Raw genomic sequence first — 18154 nt, forward strand, 5'->3', positions numbered from 1 at the left:
ACGGCGGTTGCGCTGGGAATAGAAAATGAATGTTTTCTGTCATCAAGTCAACATTTGACAGTTTGCTGTCAATCGGAGGAAAGTCCGCTATCGCTCACTGCTGTCGCCCATACCAATTCCAACAAGGGAGCTTCAGATGTCCGCAGCTGTTCACCACTTGCCCCAGGCCGATCTCGAGCGCCTGTTGCAGCAGATTTTCGTGCGCCACGGCACCAGCGAATCGGTTGCCCGCACGCTGGCCGCCAACTGCGCCAGCGCCCAGCGCGACGGCGCCCATAGCCACGGGGTATTCCGGATCCCCGCCTATGTGTCGACCCTGGCCAGTGGCTGGGTCAACGGCACGGCGGTGCCCCAGGTGCAGGACGTGGCCAGCGGCTACGTACGGGTCGATGCCGGGGGCGGTTTTGCCCAGCCGGCGCTCGAGGCGGCGCGGGCGCTGCTGGTGGAAAAGGCCCGCAGTGCCGGCATTGCGGTGCTGGCGATACACAACTCGCATCACTTCGCGGCCCTGTGGCCGGATGTCGAGCCCTTTGCCGAAGAAGGCCTGGTGGCCCTGAGCGTGGTCAACAGCATGACCTGCGTGGTGCCGCACGGCGCGCGCAAGCCACTGTTCGGTACCAACCCCATCGCGTTCGCCGCACCCTGTGCCGGGCATGCGCCGATCGTGTTCGACATGGCCACCAGCGCCATGGCCCATGGTGACGTGCAGATTGCCGCGCGCAAGGGCGAGCAGTTGCCCGAAGGCATGGGCGTGGACCGCGACGGGCAGCCGACCTGCGACCCGCAGGCGATTCTCGACGGCGGTGCCTTGCTGCCCTTTGGCGGGCACAAGGGCTCGGCGCTGTCGATGATGGTCGAGTTGCTGGCCGCGGCGCTGACCGGCGGCAACTTCTCGTTCGAGTTCGACTGGTCGCAGCACCCGGGCGCCAAGACCCCGTGGACCGGGCAACTGGTGATCGTGATCGACCCGACCAAGGCCGAAGGCAGCCGTTTTGCCGAGCGCAGCCGTGAACTGGTGGAACAGATGCAGGCGGTAGGCCTGACCCGCATGCCCGGCGAGCGGCGCTTGCGTGAGCGCGAGGCGTCGGCGCGGGACGGGGTGAGCGTGACGGCGCAGGAGTTCGAGCAGTTGCAGGTGTTGGCCAAGGGGTGACCCGCGGCCTTTTCGCCGGCGGATGCATGCGCAGCTGCACTGATCAGTTGCATCCAGGGTCATGTCACAAATCGGCGGCTACAGGTATCCTCGGCAGCGTCTTTCACGATTTGCCCAGACCCAAGGAGCTGCACGCTGTGTTCAAACATGTCGATGCCTATGCCGGCGATCCGATTCTCTCCCTGATGGAGACCTTCAAGGCCGATCCGCGTGCCAACAAGGTCAACCTGAGCATCGGCCTGTATTACGACGCCGCCGGTGTGGTGCCACAGCTGGCGGCAGTGGGCGAGGCGGAAAAACGCCTGGCCGACCAGCCCCACGAAGCCTCGCTGTACCTGCCGATGGAAGGCCTGGGCAGCTACCGCCAGGCGATCCAGGCGCTGCTGTTCGGCGCCGATCACCCGGCCGTGGGTGGCGCACGTGTGGCCACCGTGCAGACCGTGGGCGGCTCGGGTGCGCTGAAGGTCGGTGCCGACTTCCTCAAGCGCTATTTCGCCGACTCGCAGGTATGGGTCAGCGACCCGACCTGGGACAACCACCGCGCGATCTTCGAAGGCGCCGGGTTCAAGGTCAACACCTACCCGTACTTCGACCCGGCCACCCGTGGCCTGGACTTCGACGGCATGCTCGCCACCCTGCAGACCCTGCCGGCCAACAGCATCGTGCTGCTGCACCCGTGCTGCCACAACCCGACCGGGGTCGACCTGAACCAGGCGCAATGGCAGCAGGTGATCGAGGTGGTCAAGGCGCGCGAGCTGATTCCGTTCCTCGATATCGCCTACCAGGGCTTCGGTGAAGGCCTGGACGCCGACGCCTACGCCATTCGCGAGTTTGCCCGCGCTGGCGTGCCGTGCCTGGTCAGCAACTCGTTCTCCAAGATCTTCTCGCTGTATGGCGAGCGGGTTGGCGGCCTGTCGGTGGTCTGTGACGACAGCGCCACCGCGCAGAGCGTGCTGGGCCAGCTCAAGGCGACCGTGCGCCGCAACTACTCCAGCCCGCCCAACTTCGGTGCGCAACTGGTTGCGACGGTGCTTGGCGATGCCGGCCTGAATGCCCAGTGGCAGGCTGAAGTGGAGGGGATGCGCCTGCGTATCCTGGACATGCGCCAGGCGCTGGTGGATGCACTGGCGGTGCTGCTGCCGGGTCAGAACTTCGACTTCTTCCTGAGCCAGCGCGGCATGTTCAGCTACACCGGCTTCAGCGTGGAGCAGGTACGCCGGCTGCGTGACGAGTTCGGCGTGTACCTGATCGACAGCGGCCGGGTGTGCATGTCGGGCGTGCGCCCGGACAACCTGCAGCAGGTGGCCGAAGCGTTCGCGGCGGTGCACAAGACCGCATAACGGCCAGTTGCGGCTCAAGCCCGCTCCCACACGTACAGTGATGGCCTTGTGGGGGCGGGCTTGACCGGCGCTGCGCTGCCGGCAGGTGCAACCACTCCTCGGCAAGGGCTTTGCAAGTGCAACCAAAGCGCGCACAATCGCGCCCCTCTTTTACAGCTGGGGTGCGCCGATGCGTCTGTTTGGCCACTCCCAGCGATGTTGCAGTCTTGCGAGCGGAGTTGCACCCGGATGAATGAGCAGGCCCCGAGCGTTGATCAACGCTTCGAATCGACCCCCGCCGCCCTAGGTAGCTGGGCCCGGCAGGACACCACCTGGATGCTGGGCCTGTTCGGTACCGCCATCGGTGCCGGCACGCTGTTCCTGCCAATCAACGCCGGCCTCGGCGGCTTCTGGGCGCTGCTGATCCTCGCGCTGCTGGCCTTCCCGATGACCTACTACGCACACCGTGGCCTGACCCGCTTCGTGCTCTCGGGGCGTGACGGTGCCGACATCACCGAAGTGGTGGAGGAGCATTTCGGCCTCAGCGCCGGCGCCTGCATCACCTTGCTGTACTTCCTGGCCATCTTCCCCATCCTGCTGATCTACAGCGTGGCCCTGACCAACACGGTCAGCAGCTTCATGGAGCATCAACTGCACATGGCGCCGCCGCCGCGGGTGCTGCTGTCGTTCGTGCTGATCCTGGGCCTGCTGGTCATCGTGCGCTGCGGCGAGCAGGCCACCGTCAAGGTCATGAGCCTGCTGGTGTACCCCTTCATCGTGGCCCTGGCATTGCTGGCGGTGTTCCTGATACCGCACTGGAACGGCGGCATCCTCACGACCGCCACCGAGCTGCCATCGGGGTCGGCATTCGTGCACACCCTGTGGCTGGCGATTCCGGTGATGGTGTTCTCGTTCAACCACTCGCCGATCATTTCGGCCTTTGCCGTGGACCAGAAACGCCGCTACGGCGAGCACGCCGACGAGCGCAGCGGGCAGATCCTGCGGCGCGCGCACCTGTTGATGGTGGCGATGGTGATGTTCTTCGTGTTCAGCTGCGTGCTCACCCTGAACCCGGCGCAACTGGCCGAGGCCAAGGCGCAGAACCTGTCGATCCTGTCGTACCTGGCCAACCACTTCAGCAACCCGACCATCGAGTTCGCCGCACCGCTGATTGCCTTCATCGCCATCGCCAAGTCGTTCCTGGGCCACTACATCGGTGCCAGCGAAGGCCTCAAGGGCCTGGTGCTCAAGACGGGCAAGCGGCCGGGTGCCAAGGCCCTGGACCGGTTCACCGCAGCCTTCATGCTGGTGATCTGCTGGGTGGTGGCCACGCTCAACCCCAGCATCCTGAGCATGATCGAGTCGTTCGGCGGCCCGGTGATCGCGGCGATCCTGTTCCTGATGCCGATGTACGCCATCCGCCGCGTGCCGGCGATGCGCAAGTACAGTGGCGCGCTGTCCAACGTGTTCGTGGTCGTGGTGGGCCTGGTGGCCATCAGCGCCATCGTCTACTCGCTGGTCGGCTGAGGCCGGGGGCGGGGGCGGGCAGGGGTGCACACCCTTGCTCGCTCTTTGTCCACAAAAACTCTCTGGATATTCAACAATTTATCGCTGCCCCCATAGGTGTCGGGGCACTTTCATGCTTAACTCTGGTCCTTTACTCACCCCCGCATAAGGACTTCTTTCATGGCTCAAGTGACTCTCAAAGGCAACCCGGTTCAGGTCAACGGCGAACTGCCGAAAGTCGGTGCCCAGGCACCTGCGTTTTCCCTGGTGGCGGGCGACCTGTCCGACGTGACCCTGGCTTCCTTCGCCGGCAAGCGTAAAGTGCTGAACATCTTCCCCAGCGTCGACACCCCGACCTGCGCCACCTCGGTGCGCCAGTTCAACGCCAAGGCCAACGAACTGGCCAACACCGTGGTACTGTGCATCTCGGCCGACCTGCCGTTCGCCCAGGCACGCTTCTGCGGCGCCGAAGGCCTGGAGAACGTCAAGAACCTGTCCACCCTGCGTGGTGCCGAATTCATCCAGAACTACGGCGTGGCCATCGCCGACGGCCCGCTCAAGGGCCTGACTGCCCGTGCAGTCGTGGTACTGGACGAAAACGACAAGGTGCTGCACGCCGAACTGGTCAAGGAAATCGCCGAAGAGCCGAACTACGACGCGGCGCTGGCGGTACTGAAGTAACGTATTCAGGCACCGCGAGTTTTCATGCACCGCATGGATGCCTTCGCTGGCAAGCCAGCTCCCACAGGGGGGCGGTGTTGAAATAGAAAGGTTATTTGAAAAAAGTTGTAACGGCCTGGCCTTAGCCCAGGCCGTTTTTATTTATAGTTCAGCACTTTGCCAACGTCAGCTCTAGGTAAATAGCCGGTAAAGGCGCTTTGCTAAAACCGCTCTACTGCTTATCGTTCAGCCTCCTCAAGAGAAGTCTTTCCGCACAATGGCCGATCAACCGATGCAAACCGCCCGTCCTCGTCACTCCCGTCGCTGGCTGCTGAGCCTGCTGGTCCTGCTGCTGATTGCCGGCCTGTGCTGGGTATTCTGGCCTTCATCGCCGGCGACCAAGGCCCCGGGCGCAGGCAAGCCGGGGGGCGGGCGGCCAGGTTTCGGCGCGTTCGGCGGGCCGGTACCGGTGCGTGTGGCGCCGGCCACCGTGGGCGACTTCCCGCTGTACTACAAGGCCCTGGGCACCGTGACCGCGACCAACACGGTCAACGTGCGCAGCCGCGTGGGCGGCGAACTGGTCAAGATCAACTTCAAGGAAGGCCAGCGGGTCAAGGCCGGCGACCTGCTGGCAGAGATCGACCCGCGCAGCTACCAGATCGCCCTGCAGCAGGCCGAAGGCACCCTGGCACAGAACCAGGCGCAGCTGAAAAACGCCCAGATCGACCTTGAGCGCTACAAGGGCCTGTTCGCCGAAGACAGCATCGCCAAGCAGACCCTCGATACCCAGGCCGCGCTGGTGGCCCAGTACCAGGGCACCATCAAGACCAACCAGGCGGCGGTGGGCGATGCCAGGCTCAACCTCGACTTCACCAGGATTCGCGCCCCCATCAGCGGGCGCCTGGGCCTGCGCCAGCTGGACGTCGGCAACCTGGTGGCGGCCAACGACACCACGGCACTGGTGGTGATCACCCAGACCCAGCCGATCACCGTGGTCTTCACCCTGCCGGAAACCGAGCTGAGCACCGTGCTGTCGCGCTACCGCAGCGGGGCCCAGCTGCCGGTGCAGGCGTGGGACCGCGGCGACACCCAGCAGCTCTCGGTGGGCGTGCTGAGCAGCCTGGACAACCAGATCGACACCACCACCGGCACCCTGAAGTTCAAGGCCGGGTTCGAAAACCAGGATGAAATGCTGTTCCCCAACCAGTTCGTCAACGTGCGCCTGCTGGCCGATACCTTGAAGGACGTGGTGCTGGCGCCATCGGCCGCGATGCAGTTCGGCACCAACGGCACCTTCGCCTACGTGATGGACGGCGACAACAAGGTGACCATCCGCAGCCTCAAGCTCGGCGCCAGCGACGGCGACCTCACGGTGGTCAAGGAAGGCCTGGCCAAAGGCGAGCGCGTGGTGCTCGAAGGCACCGACCGCCTGCGTGACGGCAGCGAGGTGGAAGTGGTCAACGACAGCAGCGACGTGCCCGCCACCCCAGGCCAGCACCTGCAGGGCCAGGACAAGAAAGACCTCTCGGCCACGCCGGGCGAGCAGGGCAAGGCTGGCGCATGAACCTTTCGCGGCTGTTCATCCTGCGCCCGGTCGCCACCACGCTGAGCATGCTTGCCATCGTGCTGGCCGGCCTGATCGCCTACACGTTGCTGCCCGTGGCGGCCTTGCCCCAGGTCGATTACCCGACCATCCGGGTCATCACTCTGTACCCCGGTGCCAGCCCGCAGGTGATGACCAGCGCGGTCACCGCGCCGCTGGAGCGCCAGTTCGGGCAGATGCCCGGGCTTACCCAGATGGCCTCGACCAGTTCGGGCGGTGCCTCGGTACTGACCCTGCGCTTCAGCCTCGAAATGAACATGGACGTCGCCGAGCAGCAGGTGCAGGCGGCGATCAACGCGGCCAGCAACCTGTTGCCCAGCGACCTGCCGGCGCCGCCGGTGTACAACAAGGTCAACCCGGCCGATACCCCGGTACTGACCCTGGCCATCACCAGCAAGACCATGCTGCTGCCCAAGCTCAACGACCTGGTCGACACGCGCATGGCGCAGAAGATCGCACAGATCAGCGGTGTGGGCATGGTCAGCATCGCCGGTGGCCAGCGCCAGGCGGTACGCATCAAGGTCAACCCTGACGCGCTGGCCTCGGCCGGGCTGAACCTGGCCGACGTGCGCACCCTGATCGGCGCCTCCAACGTCAACCAGCCCAAGGGCAACTTCGACGGCCCCACGCGGGTCTCGATGCTCGACGCCAACGACCAGCTGCGCTCCCCCGAGGAATACGCCAACCTGATCCTGGCCTACAAGAACGGTGCGCCGCTGCGCCTGAAGGACGTTGCCGAGATCGTCGACGGCGCCGAGAACGAGCGCCTGGCGGCCTGGGCCAACCAGAGTCAGGCAGTGCTGCTGAACATCCAGCGCCAGCCTGGGGCCAACGTCATCGAGGTGGTCGACCGGATCAAGGCGCTGCTGCCGTCGATCACCGACAACCTGCCGGCGGGGCTGGACGTGGTGGTGCTCACCGACCGCACCCAGACCATCCGTGCTTCGGTCAAGGATGTGCAGCACGAGCTGCTGATCGCCATCGTGCTGGTGGTGCTGGTGACCTTCCTGTTCCTGCGCCGGGCCAGCGCCACCCTCATCCCGTCGATCGCCGTGCCACTGTCGCTGATCGGCACCTTCGGCGTGATGTACCTGGCCGGGTTCTCGATCAACAATCTCACGCTGATGGCCCTGACCATTGCCACCGGCTTCGTGGTGGACGATGCCATCGTGATGCTGGAGAACATCTCGCGGCATATCGAGGAGGGCGAGACGCCGATGCAGGCCGCGCTCAAGGGCGCCCGGCAGATCGGCTTCACCCTGATCTCGCTGACCTTCTCGCTGATCGCGGTACTGATCCCGCTGCTGTTCATGGCCGACGTGGTGGGGCGGTTGTTCCGCGAGTTCGCCATCACCCTGGCGGTGGCGATCCTGATCTCGCTGGTGGTGTCGCTGACCCTCACGCCGATGATGTGCGCGCGCCTGCTCAAGCGCGAACCCAGGGAAGAGGAACAGGGGCGCTTCTACCGCGCCAGCGGTGCCTGGATCGACTGGATGATCGCCCACTATGGTCGCGGCCTGCAGTGGGTGCTGCGCCACCAGCCGCTGACCCTGCTGGTGGCGGTGGCGACCCTGGGCCTGACCGTGCTGCTGTACCTGGCGGTGCCCAAGGGCTTTTTCCCGGTGCAGGACACCGGGGTGATCCAGGGTATTTCCGAAGCCCCGCAGTCGATCTCGTTCGCCGCCATGAGCCAGCGCCAGCAGGAACTGAGCGCGGTGATCCTGCAGGACCCGGCCGTGCAGAGCCTGTCGTCGTACATCGGCGTCGACGGCGACAACGCCACGCTCAACAGCGGCCGGTTGCTGATCAACCTCAAGCCCCACGGCGAGCGCGACATCACTGCCTCGCAGGTCATCACCCGTTTGCAACCGCAACTGGACAAGCTGGTGGGCATTCGCCTGTTCATGCAGCCGGTGCAGGACCTGAGCATCGAAGACCGCGTCAGCCGCACCCAGTACCAGTTCAGCCTGTCGTCGCCGGATGCCGACCTGCTCGCGCAGTGGAGCGGCAAGCTGGTGGATGCGTTGCATGATCGCCCCGAGCTGACCGATGTGGCCAGCGACCTGCAGGACAAGGGCCTGCAGGTGTTTCTGGTGATCGACCGCGACGCCGCCAGCCGTCTGGGCATCAACGTGTCGGAAATCACCAACGCGCTGTACGACGCCTTCGGCCAGCGCCAGATCTCCACCATCTATACCCAGGCCAGCCAGTACCGCGTGGTGCTGCAGGCCGCTGCGGCGGCCGACCTTGGGCCCAGGGTGCTCGACCAGATCTACGTCAAGACCACCGATGGCGCGCAGGTGCGCCTGTCGAGCCTGGCCCATGTGGAGCAGCGCCAGGCGCAACTGGCCATTGCCCACATCGGCCAGTTCCCGGCGGTGATGATGTCGTTCAACCTGGCCGAAGGCGTGTCGCTGGGCGAGGGCGTCAAGGTCATCGAACAGGTGCAGCAGCAGATCGGCATGCCGCTGGGCGTGCAGACCCGCTTCCAGGGCGCGGCCGAAGCCTTCCAGGCGTCGCTGTCGAGCACCCTGCTGCTGATTCTGGCGGCGGTGGTGACCATGTACATCGTGCTCGGCGTGCTCTACGAGAGCTACATCCACCCGGTGACCATCCTTTCGACCCTGCCCTCGGCTGCAGTGGGCGCGCTGCTGGCCTTGATGATCAGTGGCAACGACCTGGGCATGATCGCGATCATCGGCATCATCCTGCTGATCGGTATCGTCAAGAAGAACGCGATCATGATGATCGACTTTGCCCTGGAGGCCGAACGCAACCAGGGCATGGACCCGCAGACGGCGATCTACCAGGCGGCGCTGCTGCGCTTCCGGCCGATCCTGATGACCACCCTGGCGGCGCTGTTCGGGGCCATCCCGCTGATGCTCGCCACCGGCTCGGGCGCCGAGCTGCGCCAGCCGCTGGGGCTGGTGATGGTGGGCGGGCTGCTGGTGAGCCAGGTGCTGACGCTGTTCACCACGCCGGTGATCTACCTGTACTTCGACCGCCTGGCGCGTCGCTGGCGCCGTCAGCCTGACCCGCAACAGGCCGACGCATGAACCTCTCCGGCCCGTTTATCCGTCGCCCGGTGGCGACCATGCTGCTGAGCCTGGCCATCATGCTGCTGGGCGGGGTCAGCTTCGGCCTGCTGCCGGTGGCGCCGCTGCCGCAGATGGACTTCCCGGTGATCGTGGTGTCGGCCAGCCTGCCCGGGGCCAGCCCCGAGGTGATGGCCTCCACCGTGGCAACCCCGCTGGAACGCTCGCTGGGCAGCATCGCCGGGGTCAACACCCTGACCAGCCGCTCCAGCCAGGGCTCCACGCGGGTGATCCTGGGCTTCGACATGGGGCGCGACATCGATGGCGCCGCACGCGAGGTGCAGGCGGCCATCAATGCCACGCGCAACCTGCTGCCCAGCGGCATGAAGAGCATGCCCACCTACAACAAGTTCAACCCGGCCCAGGCACCGATCATGGTGCTGTCGCTGACCTCCGATGTGCTGCAGAAGGGCCAGCTCTACGACCTGGCCTCCACCATCCTGTCCCAGAGCCTGTCCCAGGTGCCGGGTGTGGGCGAGGTGCAGATCGGCGGCAGTTCGCTGCCGGCGGTGCGCATCGAGCTGGAGCCGCAACTGCTCAACCAGTACGGCGTGAGCCTGGACGATGTGCGCCAGACCATCGCCAACGCCAACGTGCGCCGGCCCAAGGGCTTCATCGAGGACACCCAGCGCAGCTGGCAGGTACAGGCCAACGATCAACTGGAGAAAGCCAAGGACTACGGCCCGCTGGTGATTCGCTACCAGGACGGCTCGGTGCTGCGCCTGAGCCACGTGGCCAAGGTCACCGATGGCGTGGAGAACCGCTACAACAGCGGTTTCTTCAACGACAAGGACGCGGTGCTGCTGGTGATCAACCGCCAGACCGGCGCCAACATCATCAAGACCATCGAGAGCATCAAGGAGCAGTTGCCGGCGTTGCAGGACCTGATGCCGGCCAGCGTGCAACTGAACGTGGCCATGGACCGCTCGCCGGTGATCAAGGCCACCCTCAAGGAGGCCGAACACACGCTGCTGATCGCCGTGGCGCTGGTGATCCTGGTGGTGTTCCTGTTCCTGGGCAACCTGCGCGCCTCGCTGATCCCGACCCTGGCGGTGCCGGTTTCGCTGGTGGGCACCTTCGCGGTGATGTACCTGTGCGGGTTCTCGCTCAACAACCTGTCGCTGATGGCGCTGATTCTCGCCACCGGGCTGGTGGTGGACGACGCCATCGTGGTGCTGGAGAACATCTCGCGGCATATCGACGAAGGCGTCGCGCCGCTGGCCGCGGCCTTCCTCGGCGCCAAGGAGGTGGGCTTCACGCTGCTGGCGATGAACGCCTCGCTGGTGGCGGTGTTCGTCTCGATCCTGTTCATGGGCGGCATCGTCGAGTCGTTGTTCCGCGAGTTCTCCATCACCCTGGCGGCGGCCATCCTGGTGTCGCTGGTGGTGTCGCTGACGCTCACGCCGATGCTCTGCGCGCGCTGGCTCAAACCTCACGCCCCCGGCGAGCAGACCCGCCTGCAGCGCTGGAGCGAGCGTCTCAACCAGCGCATGATGGCCGGCTACGACCGCAGCCTGGGCTGGGCGCTGCGCCATCGCCGCCTGACCCTGCTGAGCCTGCTGGTGACCATCGTGGTCAACGTGGCGCTGTACGTTGTGGTGCCCAAGACCCTGATGCCGCAGCAGGACACCGGCCAGCTGATGGGCTTTGTGCGGGGTGACGACGGGCTGTCGTTCGCGGTGATGCAGCCGAAGATGGAAATCTACCGGCGCGCCTTGCTCAAGGACCCGGCCGTGCAGAGCGTGGCCGGTTTCATCGGCGGCAACAGCGGCATCAACAACGCCATGGTGCTGGTGCGCCTCAAGCCGATCAAGGAGCGCAAGGAGTCGGCGCAGAAGATCATCGAGCGCCTGCGCAAGGAGATGCCCAAGGTACCCGGCGGGCGGCTGTTCCTGATGGCCGACCAGGACCTGCAGTTTGGCGGTGGCCGCGAGCAGAGCAGCTCGCAGTTTCTCTACACCCTGCAAAGTGGCGAGCTGACGGCGTTGCGCGAGTGGTACCCGAAGGTGGTGGCGGCGTTCAAGGCGCTGCCGGAGCTGACGGCCATCGACGCCCGCGAAGGCAGCGGCACCCAGCAGGTGACCCTGGTGGTCGATCGCGAGCAGGCCAAACGCCTGGGCATCGACATGAACATGGTCACCGCCGTGCTCAACAACGCCTACAGCCAGCGCCAGATCTCGACCATCTACGACAGCCTCAACCAGTACCAGGTGGTGATGGAGGTCAACCCCAAGTATGCGCAGGACCCGCGCACCCTGGAGCAGGTCCAGGTGATCACCGCCGACGGCGCGCGCGTGCCGCTGTCGACCTTTGCCCATTACGAGAACAGCCTGGCCGAGGACCGTGTCAGCCACGAGGGGCAGTTCGCCTCCGAGGACATCTCGTTCGACCTCGCAGAAGGCGTCAGCCAGGACGTGGCGCTGGCCGCGGTGGAGCGCGCGGTGGCCAAGGTCGGCCTGCCCGAGGACGTGATCGCCAAGCTTGGCGGTACCGGCGATGCCTTCACCAAGAGCCAGGAGGGCCAGCCCTGGATGATCCTCGGCGCCTTGCTGGCGGTGTACCTGGTGCTGGGGATTCTGTATGAAAGCTACATTCACCCGCTGACCATCCTCTCGACCCTGCCGTCGGCCGGGGTAGGGGCGCTGCTGACGCTGTACGTGGTCGGCAGCGAATTCAGCCTGATCTCGCTGCTGGGGCTGTTCCTGCTGATCGGGGTGGTGAAGAAGAACGCGATTCTGATGATCGACCTGGCCCTGCAGCTGGAGCGCCATGAAGGGCTGAGCCCGCAGGAGTCGATTCGTCGGGCCTGCCTGCTGCGTCTGCGGCCGATCCTGATGACCACCCTGGCGGCGATCCTGGGCGCCTTGCCGTTGCTGCTGAGCACCGCCGAGGGCGCCGAGATGCGCCAGCCGCTGGGCCTGACCATCATTGGCGGGCTGGTGTTCAGCCAGATCCTCACGCTTTACACCACCCCGGTGGTCTACCTCTATCTGGACCGCCTGCGCCATCGCTTCAATCACTGGCGTGGCGTGCGTACCGACGCTGCTTTGGAAACCCCGCTATGACCCGACCTGCCGATGTTTGTCCACCTTCCCTGCAGCGCGTGCTGGCGGCCCGTGGTTCGCGCCTGCTGACCTCGGCCCTGTGCCTGGCGATGCTCAGCGCCTGTACCCTGAGCCCCGACTACCACCGGCCGCAGGCGCCGGAGCCGGTGGCGTTCAAGTACGCCGAGGGCTGGACCCAGGCCAACCCGTCCGACGCCCTGGCGCGCGGCGCCTGGTGGGAGCTGTACGGCGATGCGCAGCTCAACGGTCTGGTCGAGCAGCTCAATGCCAACAACCAGACGGTGGCCCAGTACGAGGCGCAATACCGCCAGGCCCAGACCCTGGTGCGCAGCGCCCGGGCTTCGCTGTTTCCCAGCCTCGACCTGAGCGCCGGCAAGACCCGCTCCAGCCAGGGCACCGGCAGCAGCAGTTCGAGCCTGAGCAACAACAGCAGCGGTATTCGCGACACGTACAGCGCCCAGCTGGGCGTGAGCTGGGAAGCCGACCTGTGGGGCAAGCTGCGTGAGGGCCTGAACGCCAACGAGGCGAGTGCCGAGGCGAGCCTGGCGGACCTGGCGGCGATACGCCTGAGCCTGCAGTCGGAGCTGGTGCAGAACTACCTGCAGCTGCGTGTGATCGACGAGCAGAAACGCCTGCTCGAGGCCACGCTGGCGGCCTATCAGCGTTCGCTGACCATGACCCAGAACCAGTACCGCGCCGGGGTTTCGGGCAAGGACGCGGTGGCCCAGGCACAGACCCAGCTCAAGAGCACCCAGGCCGACCTGATCGACCTGATCTGGCAGCGGGCGCAGTTCGAGAATGCGATTGCCGTGCTGATGGGCAAGGCGCCGGCCGAATTTGCCCTGGCGCCGAGCACCACCATACCGGCCTTGCCGCAGATCCCGCTGGCGCTGCCGTCGCAGCTGCTGGAGCGCCGCCCCGACATTGCCTCGGCCGAGCGCAAGGTGATGGCGGCCAACGCCAATATCGGCGTGGCGCGAGCGGCGTACTTCCCGGACCTGACCCTGAGCATGAGCGGTGGCTACAGCAGTAGCAGCTTCAGCGACTGGATCAGCTTGCCGAACCGATTCTGGTCGGTGGGGCCGCAGTTGGCCGTGACCCTGTTCGATGCCGGCAAGCGCTCGGCCGAGGTCGACCGTACCAAGGCCGTGTATGACCAGACTGTGGCGCAGTACCGTCAGAGCGTGCTGGATGGCTTCCAGGAGGTGGAAAACTACCTGGTGCAGCTGAAGGTGTATGCCGATGAGGCGCAGGTGCGCGATGAGGCGCTGGCGTCGGCGCGCGAGTCGCTGCGCCTGACCGAGAACCAGTACAAGGCGGGCCTGATCGGGTACCTGGACGTGGTGAACGTGCAGACCACCGCGTTGAGCAATGAACGCAGCGTGCTGAACCTGCTGCAGGGCCGGCTGGTGGCCAGCGTGCAGTTGATTGCGGCGTTGGGGGGCGGCTGGGAGGCAGCCAGCCTTGCGGCTGAAGACCGTACCGCGACCGACAGGTAGTGTGCGTCGAGGCGTTCGCCGGCAACGCCGGCGCCTACAGGCCGCGGTGTGATTGTAGGAGCCAGCCTTGCTGGCGAAGGCCGCGACGCGGTTCCAAAGCCTGATGGCCATTCGCCAAAAACATCCCGCCATCCCTCGGAAACTCCGTGCGTTTCGCTAAAGGTTGAGTACAATCATCGGTTTTTCACCGGGCCGGGACAGCGCCCGTCAACCGGGCCTTGGAACCTTCATGCTCAACGGTAGTTATTCCTCCTCGCTGGTCCTGATTTCGCTGTGCGTGGCGATTCTGGCGTCCTACACGGCGCTGGACCTGACCGGGCGCATCGCCACCGCCAAGGGCCGTGCCGCGTACCTGTGGATGGTCGGCGGTGCTCTGGCCCTGGGCACCGGGATCTGGTCGATGCACTTCATCGGCATGCTTGCCTTCAGCCTGCCCATCGAGCTGGGCTACGACCTGAGCCTCACCGCGCTGTCGCTGGTGATCTCGGTGCTTTCGTCGGGCTTCGCACTGTGGCTGGTGAGCCAGCCGAGCCTGCCGGGCCGCGTGCTGGCGCTGGGGGCGCTGATCATGGGCGCGGGCATCAGCAGCATGCATTACACCGGCATGGCTGCCATGCAGATGCAACCGGGCATCGACTACGACCCGCTGCTGTTCGCCGCCTCGCTGTTGATTGCAGTAGGCGCGTCGGTGGCCGCACTGTGGATCGCCTTCCGCCTGCGCCGCAATACCCCGTATGTACGCCAGATTCGCGGCGGCGCCGCCGTGGTGATGGGCATTGCCATCGTCGGTATGCACTACACCGGCATGGCAGCGGCCAATTTTGCCGACGGCAGCTTCTGTGGCGCGCTGGACGGTGGGCTCAGCGGCAGTGGCCTGGACTACCTGGTGCTGATCACCACCCTGGCGGTGCTGGCGGTGGCGCTGCTGACCTCGGTGCTGGATGCACGCCTGGAGGCGCGCACTGCGGAGCTGGCGCAATCGCTGACCCTGGCCAACCAGGAGCTGACCCAGCTGGCGCTGCACGACACCCTCACCGGGCTGCCCAACCGCAGTCTGCTGACCGACCGCATCGAGCAGGCCATCGCCAAGGTGGCCGAGCAGGGCGGCTGCTTTGCGCTGATGTTCATCGACCTGGACGGGTTCAAGCCGGTCAACGACGCGTTCGGCCATCACACCGGCGACCAGTTGCTCAAGGAGGTGGCGATGCGCCTGCGTGGCCACCTGCACAGCCAGGACACCCTGGCGCGCATCGGCGGTGACGAATTCGTGCTGCTGGTGGAGCTGGACGAGCCTGAAGACGCGGTGGGGGTGGCCGCCAAGCAGGTCAACCTGGTGTCGCGCCCGTTCCGGGTGGCCGAGCAGAGCCTGCAGATCTCCGCCAGCGTCGGCATCGTGTTGTACCCCGGCAACGGCGCCGACCAGATGGAGCTGCTGCGCAATGCCGACGCGGCCATGTACCACGCCAAGAGCGCCGGCAAGAACGCCTACAGCTTTTTCGATGTGTCGATGAACAGCAACGCGCGCCTGCAGCTGCAGTTGCTGCAGGACCTGCGCATGGCGCTGGAGCAGCGCCAGTTGCGCCTGTTCTACCAGCCCAAGTTCGATGCGGTGGGGCGCCAGCCTATCGGTGCCGAGGCCCTGCTGCGCTGGGAGCACCCGCAGCACGGCATGTTGCTGCCCGATCGCTTCATCCAGCTGGCGGAAAAAACCGGCTTGATCATCCCGATCGGCGAGTGGGTGCTGGACGAGGCCTGCCGCCAGATGCGCAGCTGGATGGACCAGGGCTATGAAAACTGGCGGGTTGCAGTGAACCTGTCGGCCATCCAGTTCTGCCATGCCGGGCTGGTTGACAGCGTGGCGTCGGCCTTGCAGCGTCATCGCCTGCCGGCCAACAGCCTGACCCTGGAGATCACCGAAACCACCGCCATGCATGACGCCGACGCGAGCCTGATGGTGTTGCAGCGCCTGTCGGACATGGGCGTGGACCTGTCCATCGACGATTTCGGTACCGGCTACTCAAGCCTGATGTACTTGAAGCGCCTGCCGGCCAACGAGCTGAAGATAGACCGTGGCTTCGTGCGCGACCTGGAGCAGGACAGCGACGATGCCGCGATCGTGTCGGCCATCGTGGCGCTGGGGCAGGCACTGGGGTTGAGGATTGTTGCCGAAGGGGTGGAAACCGACCGCCAGCAGGACTTCCTGACCCGTCTGGGGTGTGATTCGCTGCAAGGGTACCTGCTCGGTCAGCCGCTGCCGGCCGAGCGTTTCATGGCTGATATCGAGAGACTGGCGGTGGGGCAGGCCTGAGCGCCAGCGTCAGGCCGAGCGCAGCGCACACGAGGGCTGGAACGCTTCAAGCTCGTCTTCCACCGCTTCGATGATGCGCTCCACATCCGACGCCGCCATCAGTGTGGCGCACGGAATGCCGGCAATCGCCAGCAGGGTTTCGCCGGTGGCGCGGTCGAACACGCGCGCCACCATGCTGCGCGGTGCATCCATGCTGGCTTCAAAGCCCAGGGGATGGAAGTGCCAGCGCATCATCTGGCAGGCGTTGGGAAACGTGAGCTTGTTCATGCCGGCCTCCTTTTACAGCTGACCCCGATTCGCTGAGCATGCCTGTACCCGGGACACGCTGCCCAGGGAAGGCCAAGACCTTAACCATAGCACCGATGCGGCCGCTGTCCGCCGCTTGTTTGCGCCCCGTTGCAGGATGTTTGACCTGCGTCACAATGGCTTTTTGCTATGTGTGGGTTGCGCAAGCGTTTGCGTGGTCCGCATTGCGGCGGGTGAGGCTGTCCTGGCCGCTGAAGCGGGCAGGGTGGGGCCGCGGGTATTTCAGACCAGCGGCGGGCTCAGCTGAGCAGGCCGGCGGCGATGTTGATGGTGAAACCCAGAATCGCGGTGTTGAACACGAAACCGATCACCGAGTGGGCCAGCACCACGCGGCGCAGTTCACGCCCGGCGACGCCCACATCGGAGGTTTGCACCGCGACGCTGAGGGTGAACGAGAAGTAGTGGAAGTCCCAGTAATCGGGGTTGCGCTCCTCGTCTGGAAAGCGCAGCAGCGGCTGCTTAGCGGTGCTGGTGTAGAACAGGCGTGCATAGTGCAGGCTGAAGATGGTGCCGATCAGCAGCCACGAGCCGGCCACGGTGAGGCCGGTGTACAGGTAGTGCAGGGCCTGGGTGCTGCCGGTCAGGCCCTTGCTGCTGGCCAGTTGCAGGGTGACTGCGGCAAGGCTGGCGATGGCAGCGATACTCACGGTAAACAGCACCAGCCCGGCATTTTCGTCCTCGATGCAGGCCACCTTGCGCACCTGGCCCGGTTTTGCCCGCAAGGTCAGCCAGAACACCAGCAGCAGGTACAGCCAGACCCCGAGGTTCCAGCCCGCCAGGATGTGTTGCACCAGGTTGTCTGCCGGGATGAACACGCCGCCCAGGCAGCCGACCAGTGCGGCGGCGCTGAGGCGCGGGTGGGTATGGGCCAGTTTGTGGAATGCCATGTTGCCTCACGTCGATGGATGCACCGCCAACTGTAGCCTATACCTAGGAAGCCTTTCTTCAGGCGCCACTGGAGCGACCGCATGAAACACGCATTGATCATCGGCACCTTGTGCCTGGCCGGGCTGGGCCTGGCCGGTTGTTCGAGCAGCACCGTGCAGCCCGACGAGTACTCCGGGTTCCTCAAGGACTACAGCCGTCTCAAGCAGACCACCTCGCCCTCCGGTGCCACGGTGATGCGCTGGATCGACCCGAACCTCAAGCTCGACCGCTACACCAGCGTATACATCGAGCCCAGCCAGCTGTATCCCAAGCCGCAACCTACCGCGCGGATTCCGCAGAGCACCCTGCAAGGCATCACCCACTACTACGACCAGGCGCTCAAGCGCGAGCTGGGCAAGTCGTTGCCGCTGGCCACCGGCCCTGGCCCGGGGGTGATCGTGGTACGCCCGGCGATCACGGCCGTCAGCAGCAAGACCGAGGGCCTGAAGGCATACGAAGTGATTCCGGTGGCGCTGGTAGCCGCGGCGGTAAGCACTGCATCGGGCATCCGCGACCAGGAGACCGATATCGCCACCGAGGCGCAGTTTCTGGATGGCGGCAACAACAAGGTGCTCGCCCAGGTGGTGCGCAAGGGCAGTGGCAAGCCGCTGGAAAACGACAGCCAGGTGATGAAGGCCGACGATGTGAAGGCAGTGCTCGATGGCTGGGCGTCCGACCTGCACCAGTCCTACCTCAAGCTCAAGGGCCATTGA

The 18154-nt window shown here is 65.5% G+C and carries 12 protein-coding genes; 10 read left to right on the top strand and 2 right to left on the bottom strand.

Translation table 11 applies throughout. The features are described from left to right. Nucleotides 1-136: 136 nt before the first annotated feature. The 9 genes from CR917_RS12490 (at nucleotide 137) to CR917_RS12530 (ending at nucleotide 16208) form a co-directional block, all read left to right on the top strand. Nucleotides 137-1153: an Ldh family oxidoreductase gene (locus CR917_RS12490; RefSeq protein WP_058540136.1), complete on the top strand. Its 1017-nt coding sequence runs from the start codon at nucleotides 137-139 to the stop codon at nucleotides 1151-1153. A 137-nt stretch (nucleotides 1154-1290) separates the two neighbouring features. After that, nucleotides 1291-2493 (top strand): amino acid aminotransferase, encoded by a 1203-nt coding sequence (locus tag CR917_RS12495; protein ID WP_043861431.1) that lies wholly within the window; start codon nucleotides 1291-1293, stop codon nucleotides 2491-2493. A 228-nt stretch (nucleotides 2494-2721) separates the two neighbouring features. Beyond that, the gene (locus tag CR917_RS12500) at nucleotides 2722-3999 is read left to right on the top strand and encodes a serine/threonine transporter (RefSeq protein ID WP_104572372.1); all 1278 of its coding nucleotides are present in this window, start codon (nucleotides 2722-2724) and stop codon (nucleotides 3997-3999) included. Nucleotides 4000-4158: 159 nt separating this feature from the next. Next, the gene (tpx, locus tag CR917_RS12505) at nucleotides 4159-4659 is read left to right on the top strand and encodes a thiol peroxidase (protein WP_043861433.1); all 501 of its coding nucleotides are present in this window, start codon (nucleotides 4159-4161) and stop codon (nucleotides 4657-4659) included. Nucleotides 4660-4915: 256 nt separating this feature from the next. Then, nucleotides 4916-6202 (top strand): MdtA/MuxA family multidrug efflux RND transporter periplasmic adaptor subunit, encoded by a 1287-nt coding sequence (locus CR917_RS12510; protein ID WP_078480367.1) that lies wholly within the window; start codon nucleotides 4916-4918, stop codon nucleotides 6200-6202. Then, nucleotides 6199-9297, top strand: coding sequence for an MdtB/MuxB family multidrug efflux RND transporter permease subunit (locus CR917_RS12515; RefSeq protein WP_058540138.1), 3099 nt, complete (start codon nucleotides 6199-6201; stop codon nucleotides 9295-9297). Before CR917_RS12510 ends, CR917_RS12515 begins: the two co-directional genes overlap by 4 nt. Then, nucleotides 9294-12401 carry an efflux RND transporter permease subunit gene (locus CR917_RS12520; RefSeq protein ID WP_043861436.1) on the top strand — a complete coding sequence of 1036 codons (3108 nt, stop codon included), beginning with the start codon at nucleotides 9294-9296 and terminating at the stop codon, nucleotides 12399-12401. Before CR917_RS12515 ends, CR917_RS12520 begins: the two co-directional genes overlap by 4 nt. Continuing rightward, nucleotides 12398-13900, top strand: coding sequence for an efflux transporter outer membrane subunit (locus CR917_RS12525; RefSeq protein WP_054914580.1), 1503 nt, complete (start codon nucleotides 12398-12400; stop codon nucleotides 13898-13900). Before CR917_RS12520 ends, CR917_RS12525 begins: the two co-directional genes overlap by 4 nt. Nucleotides 13901-14129: 229 nt before the next feature. Then, complete coding sequence (locus tag CR917_RS12530; RefSeq protein ID WP_058540139.1) at nucleotides 14130-16208, top strand: bifunctional diguanylate cyclase/phosphodiesterase; 2079 nt, start codon at nucleotides 14130-14132, stop codon at nucleotides 16206-16208. 9 nt (nucleotides 16209-16217) lie between these two features. Here CR917_RS12530 and CR917_RS12535 read toward each other — a convergent pair whose 3' ends face one another. Next, on the bottom strand, nucleotides 16218-16475 hold the full coding sequence (locus CR917_RS12535; protein WP_043861439.1) for a DUF1652 domain-containing protein: 258 nt from the start codon (nucleotides 16473-16475) through the stop codon (nucleotides 16218-16220). A 278-nt stretch (nucleotides 16476-16753) separates the two neighbouring features. Next, entirely contained in the window at nucleotides 16754-17401 is a 648-nt protein-coding gene (locus CR917_RS12540; RefSeq protein WP_054914577.1) for a DUF1345 domain-containing protein, read from the bottom strand. An 81-nt stretch (nucleotides 17402-17482) separates the two neighbouring features. Between CR917_RS12540 and CR917_RS12545 the strand changes: the two genes are divergently transcribed. Further along, complete coding sequence (locus CR917_RS12545) at nucleotides 17483-18154, top strand: DUF3313 domain-containing protein (RefSeq protein WP_043861440.1); 672 nt, start codon at nucleotides 17483-17485, stop codon at nucleotides 18152-18154.

The organism is Pseudomonas sp. BRM28 (assembly GCF_002939405.1).
Taxonomy (GTDB): Bacteria; Pseudomonadota; Gammaproteobacteria; order Pseudomonadales; family Pseudomonadaceae; genus Aquipseudomonas; species Aquipseudomonas palmensis.

Coding starts and splice junctions, on each gene's coding strand:
- CR917_RS12510 (WP_078480367.1), top strand. CDS start 4,916: ATGGCCGATCAACCGATGCAAACCGCCCGTCCTCGTCACTCCCGTCGC.
- CR917_RS12490 (WP_058540136.1), top strand. CDS start 137: ATGTCCGCAGCTGTTCACCACTTGCCCCAGGCCGATCTCGAGCGCCTG.
- CR917_RS12520 (WP_043861436.1), top strand. CDS start 9,294: ATGAACCTCTCCGGCCCGTTTATCCGTCGCCCGGTGGCGACCATGCTG.
- CR917_RS12545 (WP_043861440.1), top strand. CDS start 17,483: ATGAAACACGCATTGATCATCGGCACCTTGTGCCTGGCCGGGCTGGGC.
- CR917_RS12525 (WP_054914580.1), top strand. CDS start 12,398: ATGACCCGACCTGCCGATGTTTGTCCACCTTCCCTGCAGCGCGTGCTG.
- CR917_RS12500 (WP_104572372.1), top strand. CDS start 2,722: ATGAATGAGCAGGCCCCGAGCGTTGATCAACGCTTCGAATCGACCCCC.
- tpx (WP_043861433.1), top strand. CDS start 4,159: ATGGCTCAAGTGACTCTCAAAGGCAACCCGGTTCAGGTCAACGGCGAA.
- CR917_RS12535 (WP_043861439.1), bottom strand. CDS start 16,475: ATGAACAAGCTCACGTTTCCCAACGCCTGCCAGATGATGCGCTGGCAC.
- CR917_RS12515 (WP_058540138.1), top strand. CDS start 6,199: ATGAACCTTTCGCGGCTGTTCATCCTGCGCCCGGTCGCCACCACGCTG.
- CR917_RS12530 (WP_058540139.1), top strand. CDS start 14,130: ATGCTCAACGGTAGTTATTCCTCCTCGCTGGTCCTGATTTCGCTGTGC.
- CR917_RS12540 (WP_054914577.1), bottom strand. CDS start 17,401: ATGGCATTCCACAAACTGGCCCATACCCACCCGCGCCTCAGCGCCGCC.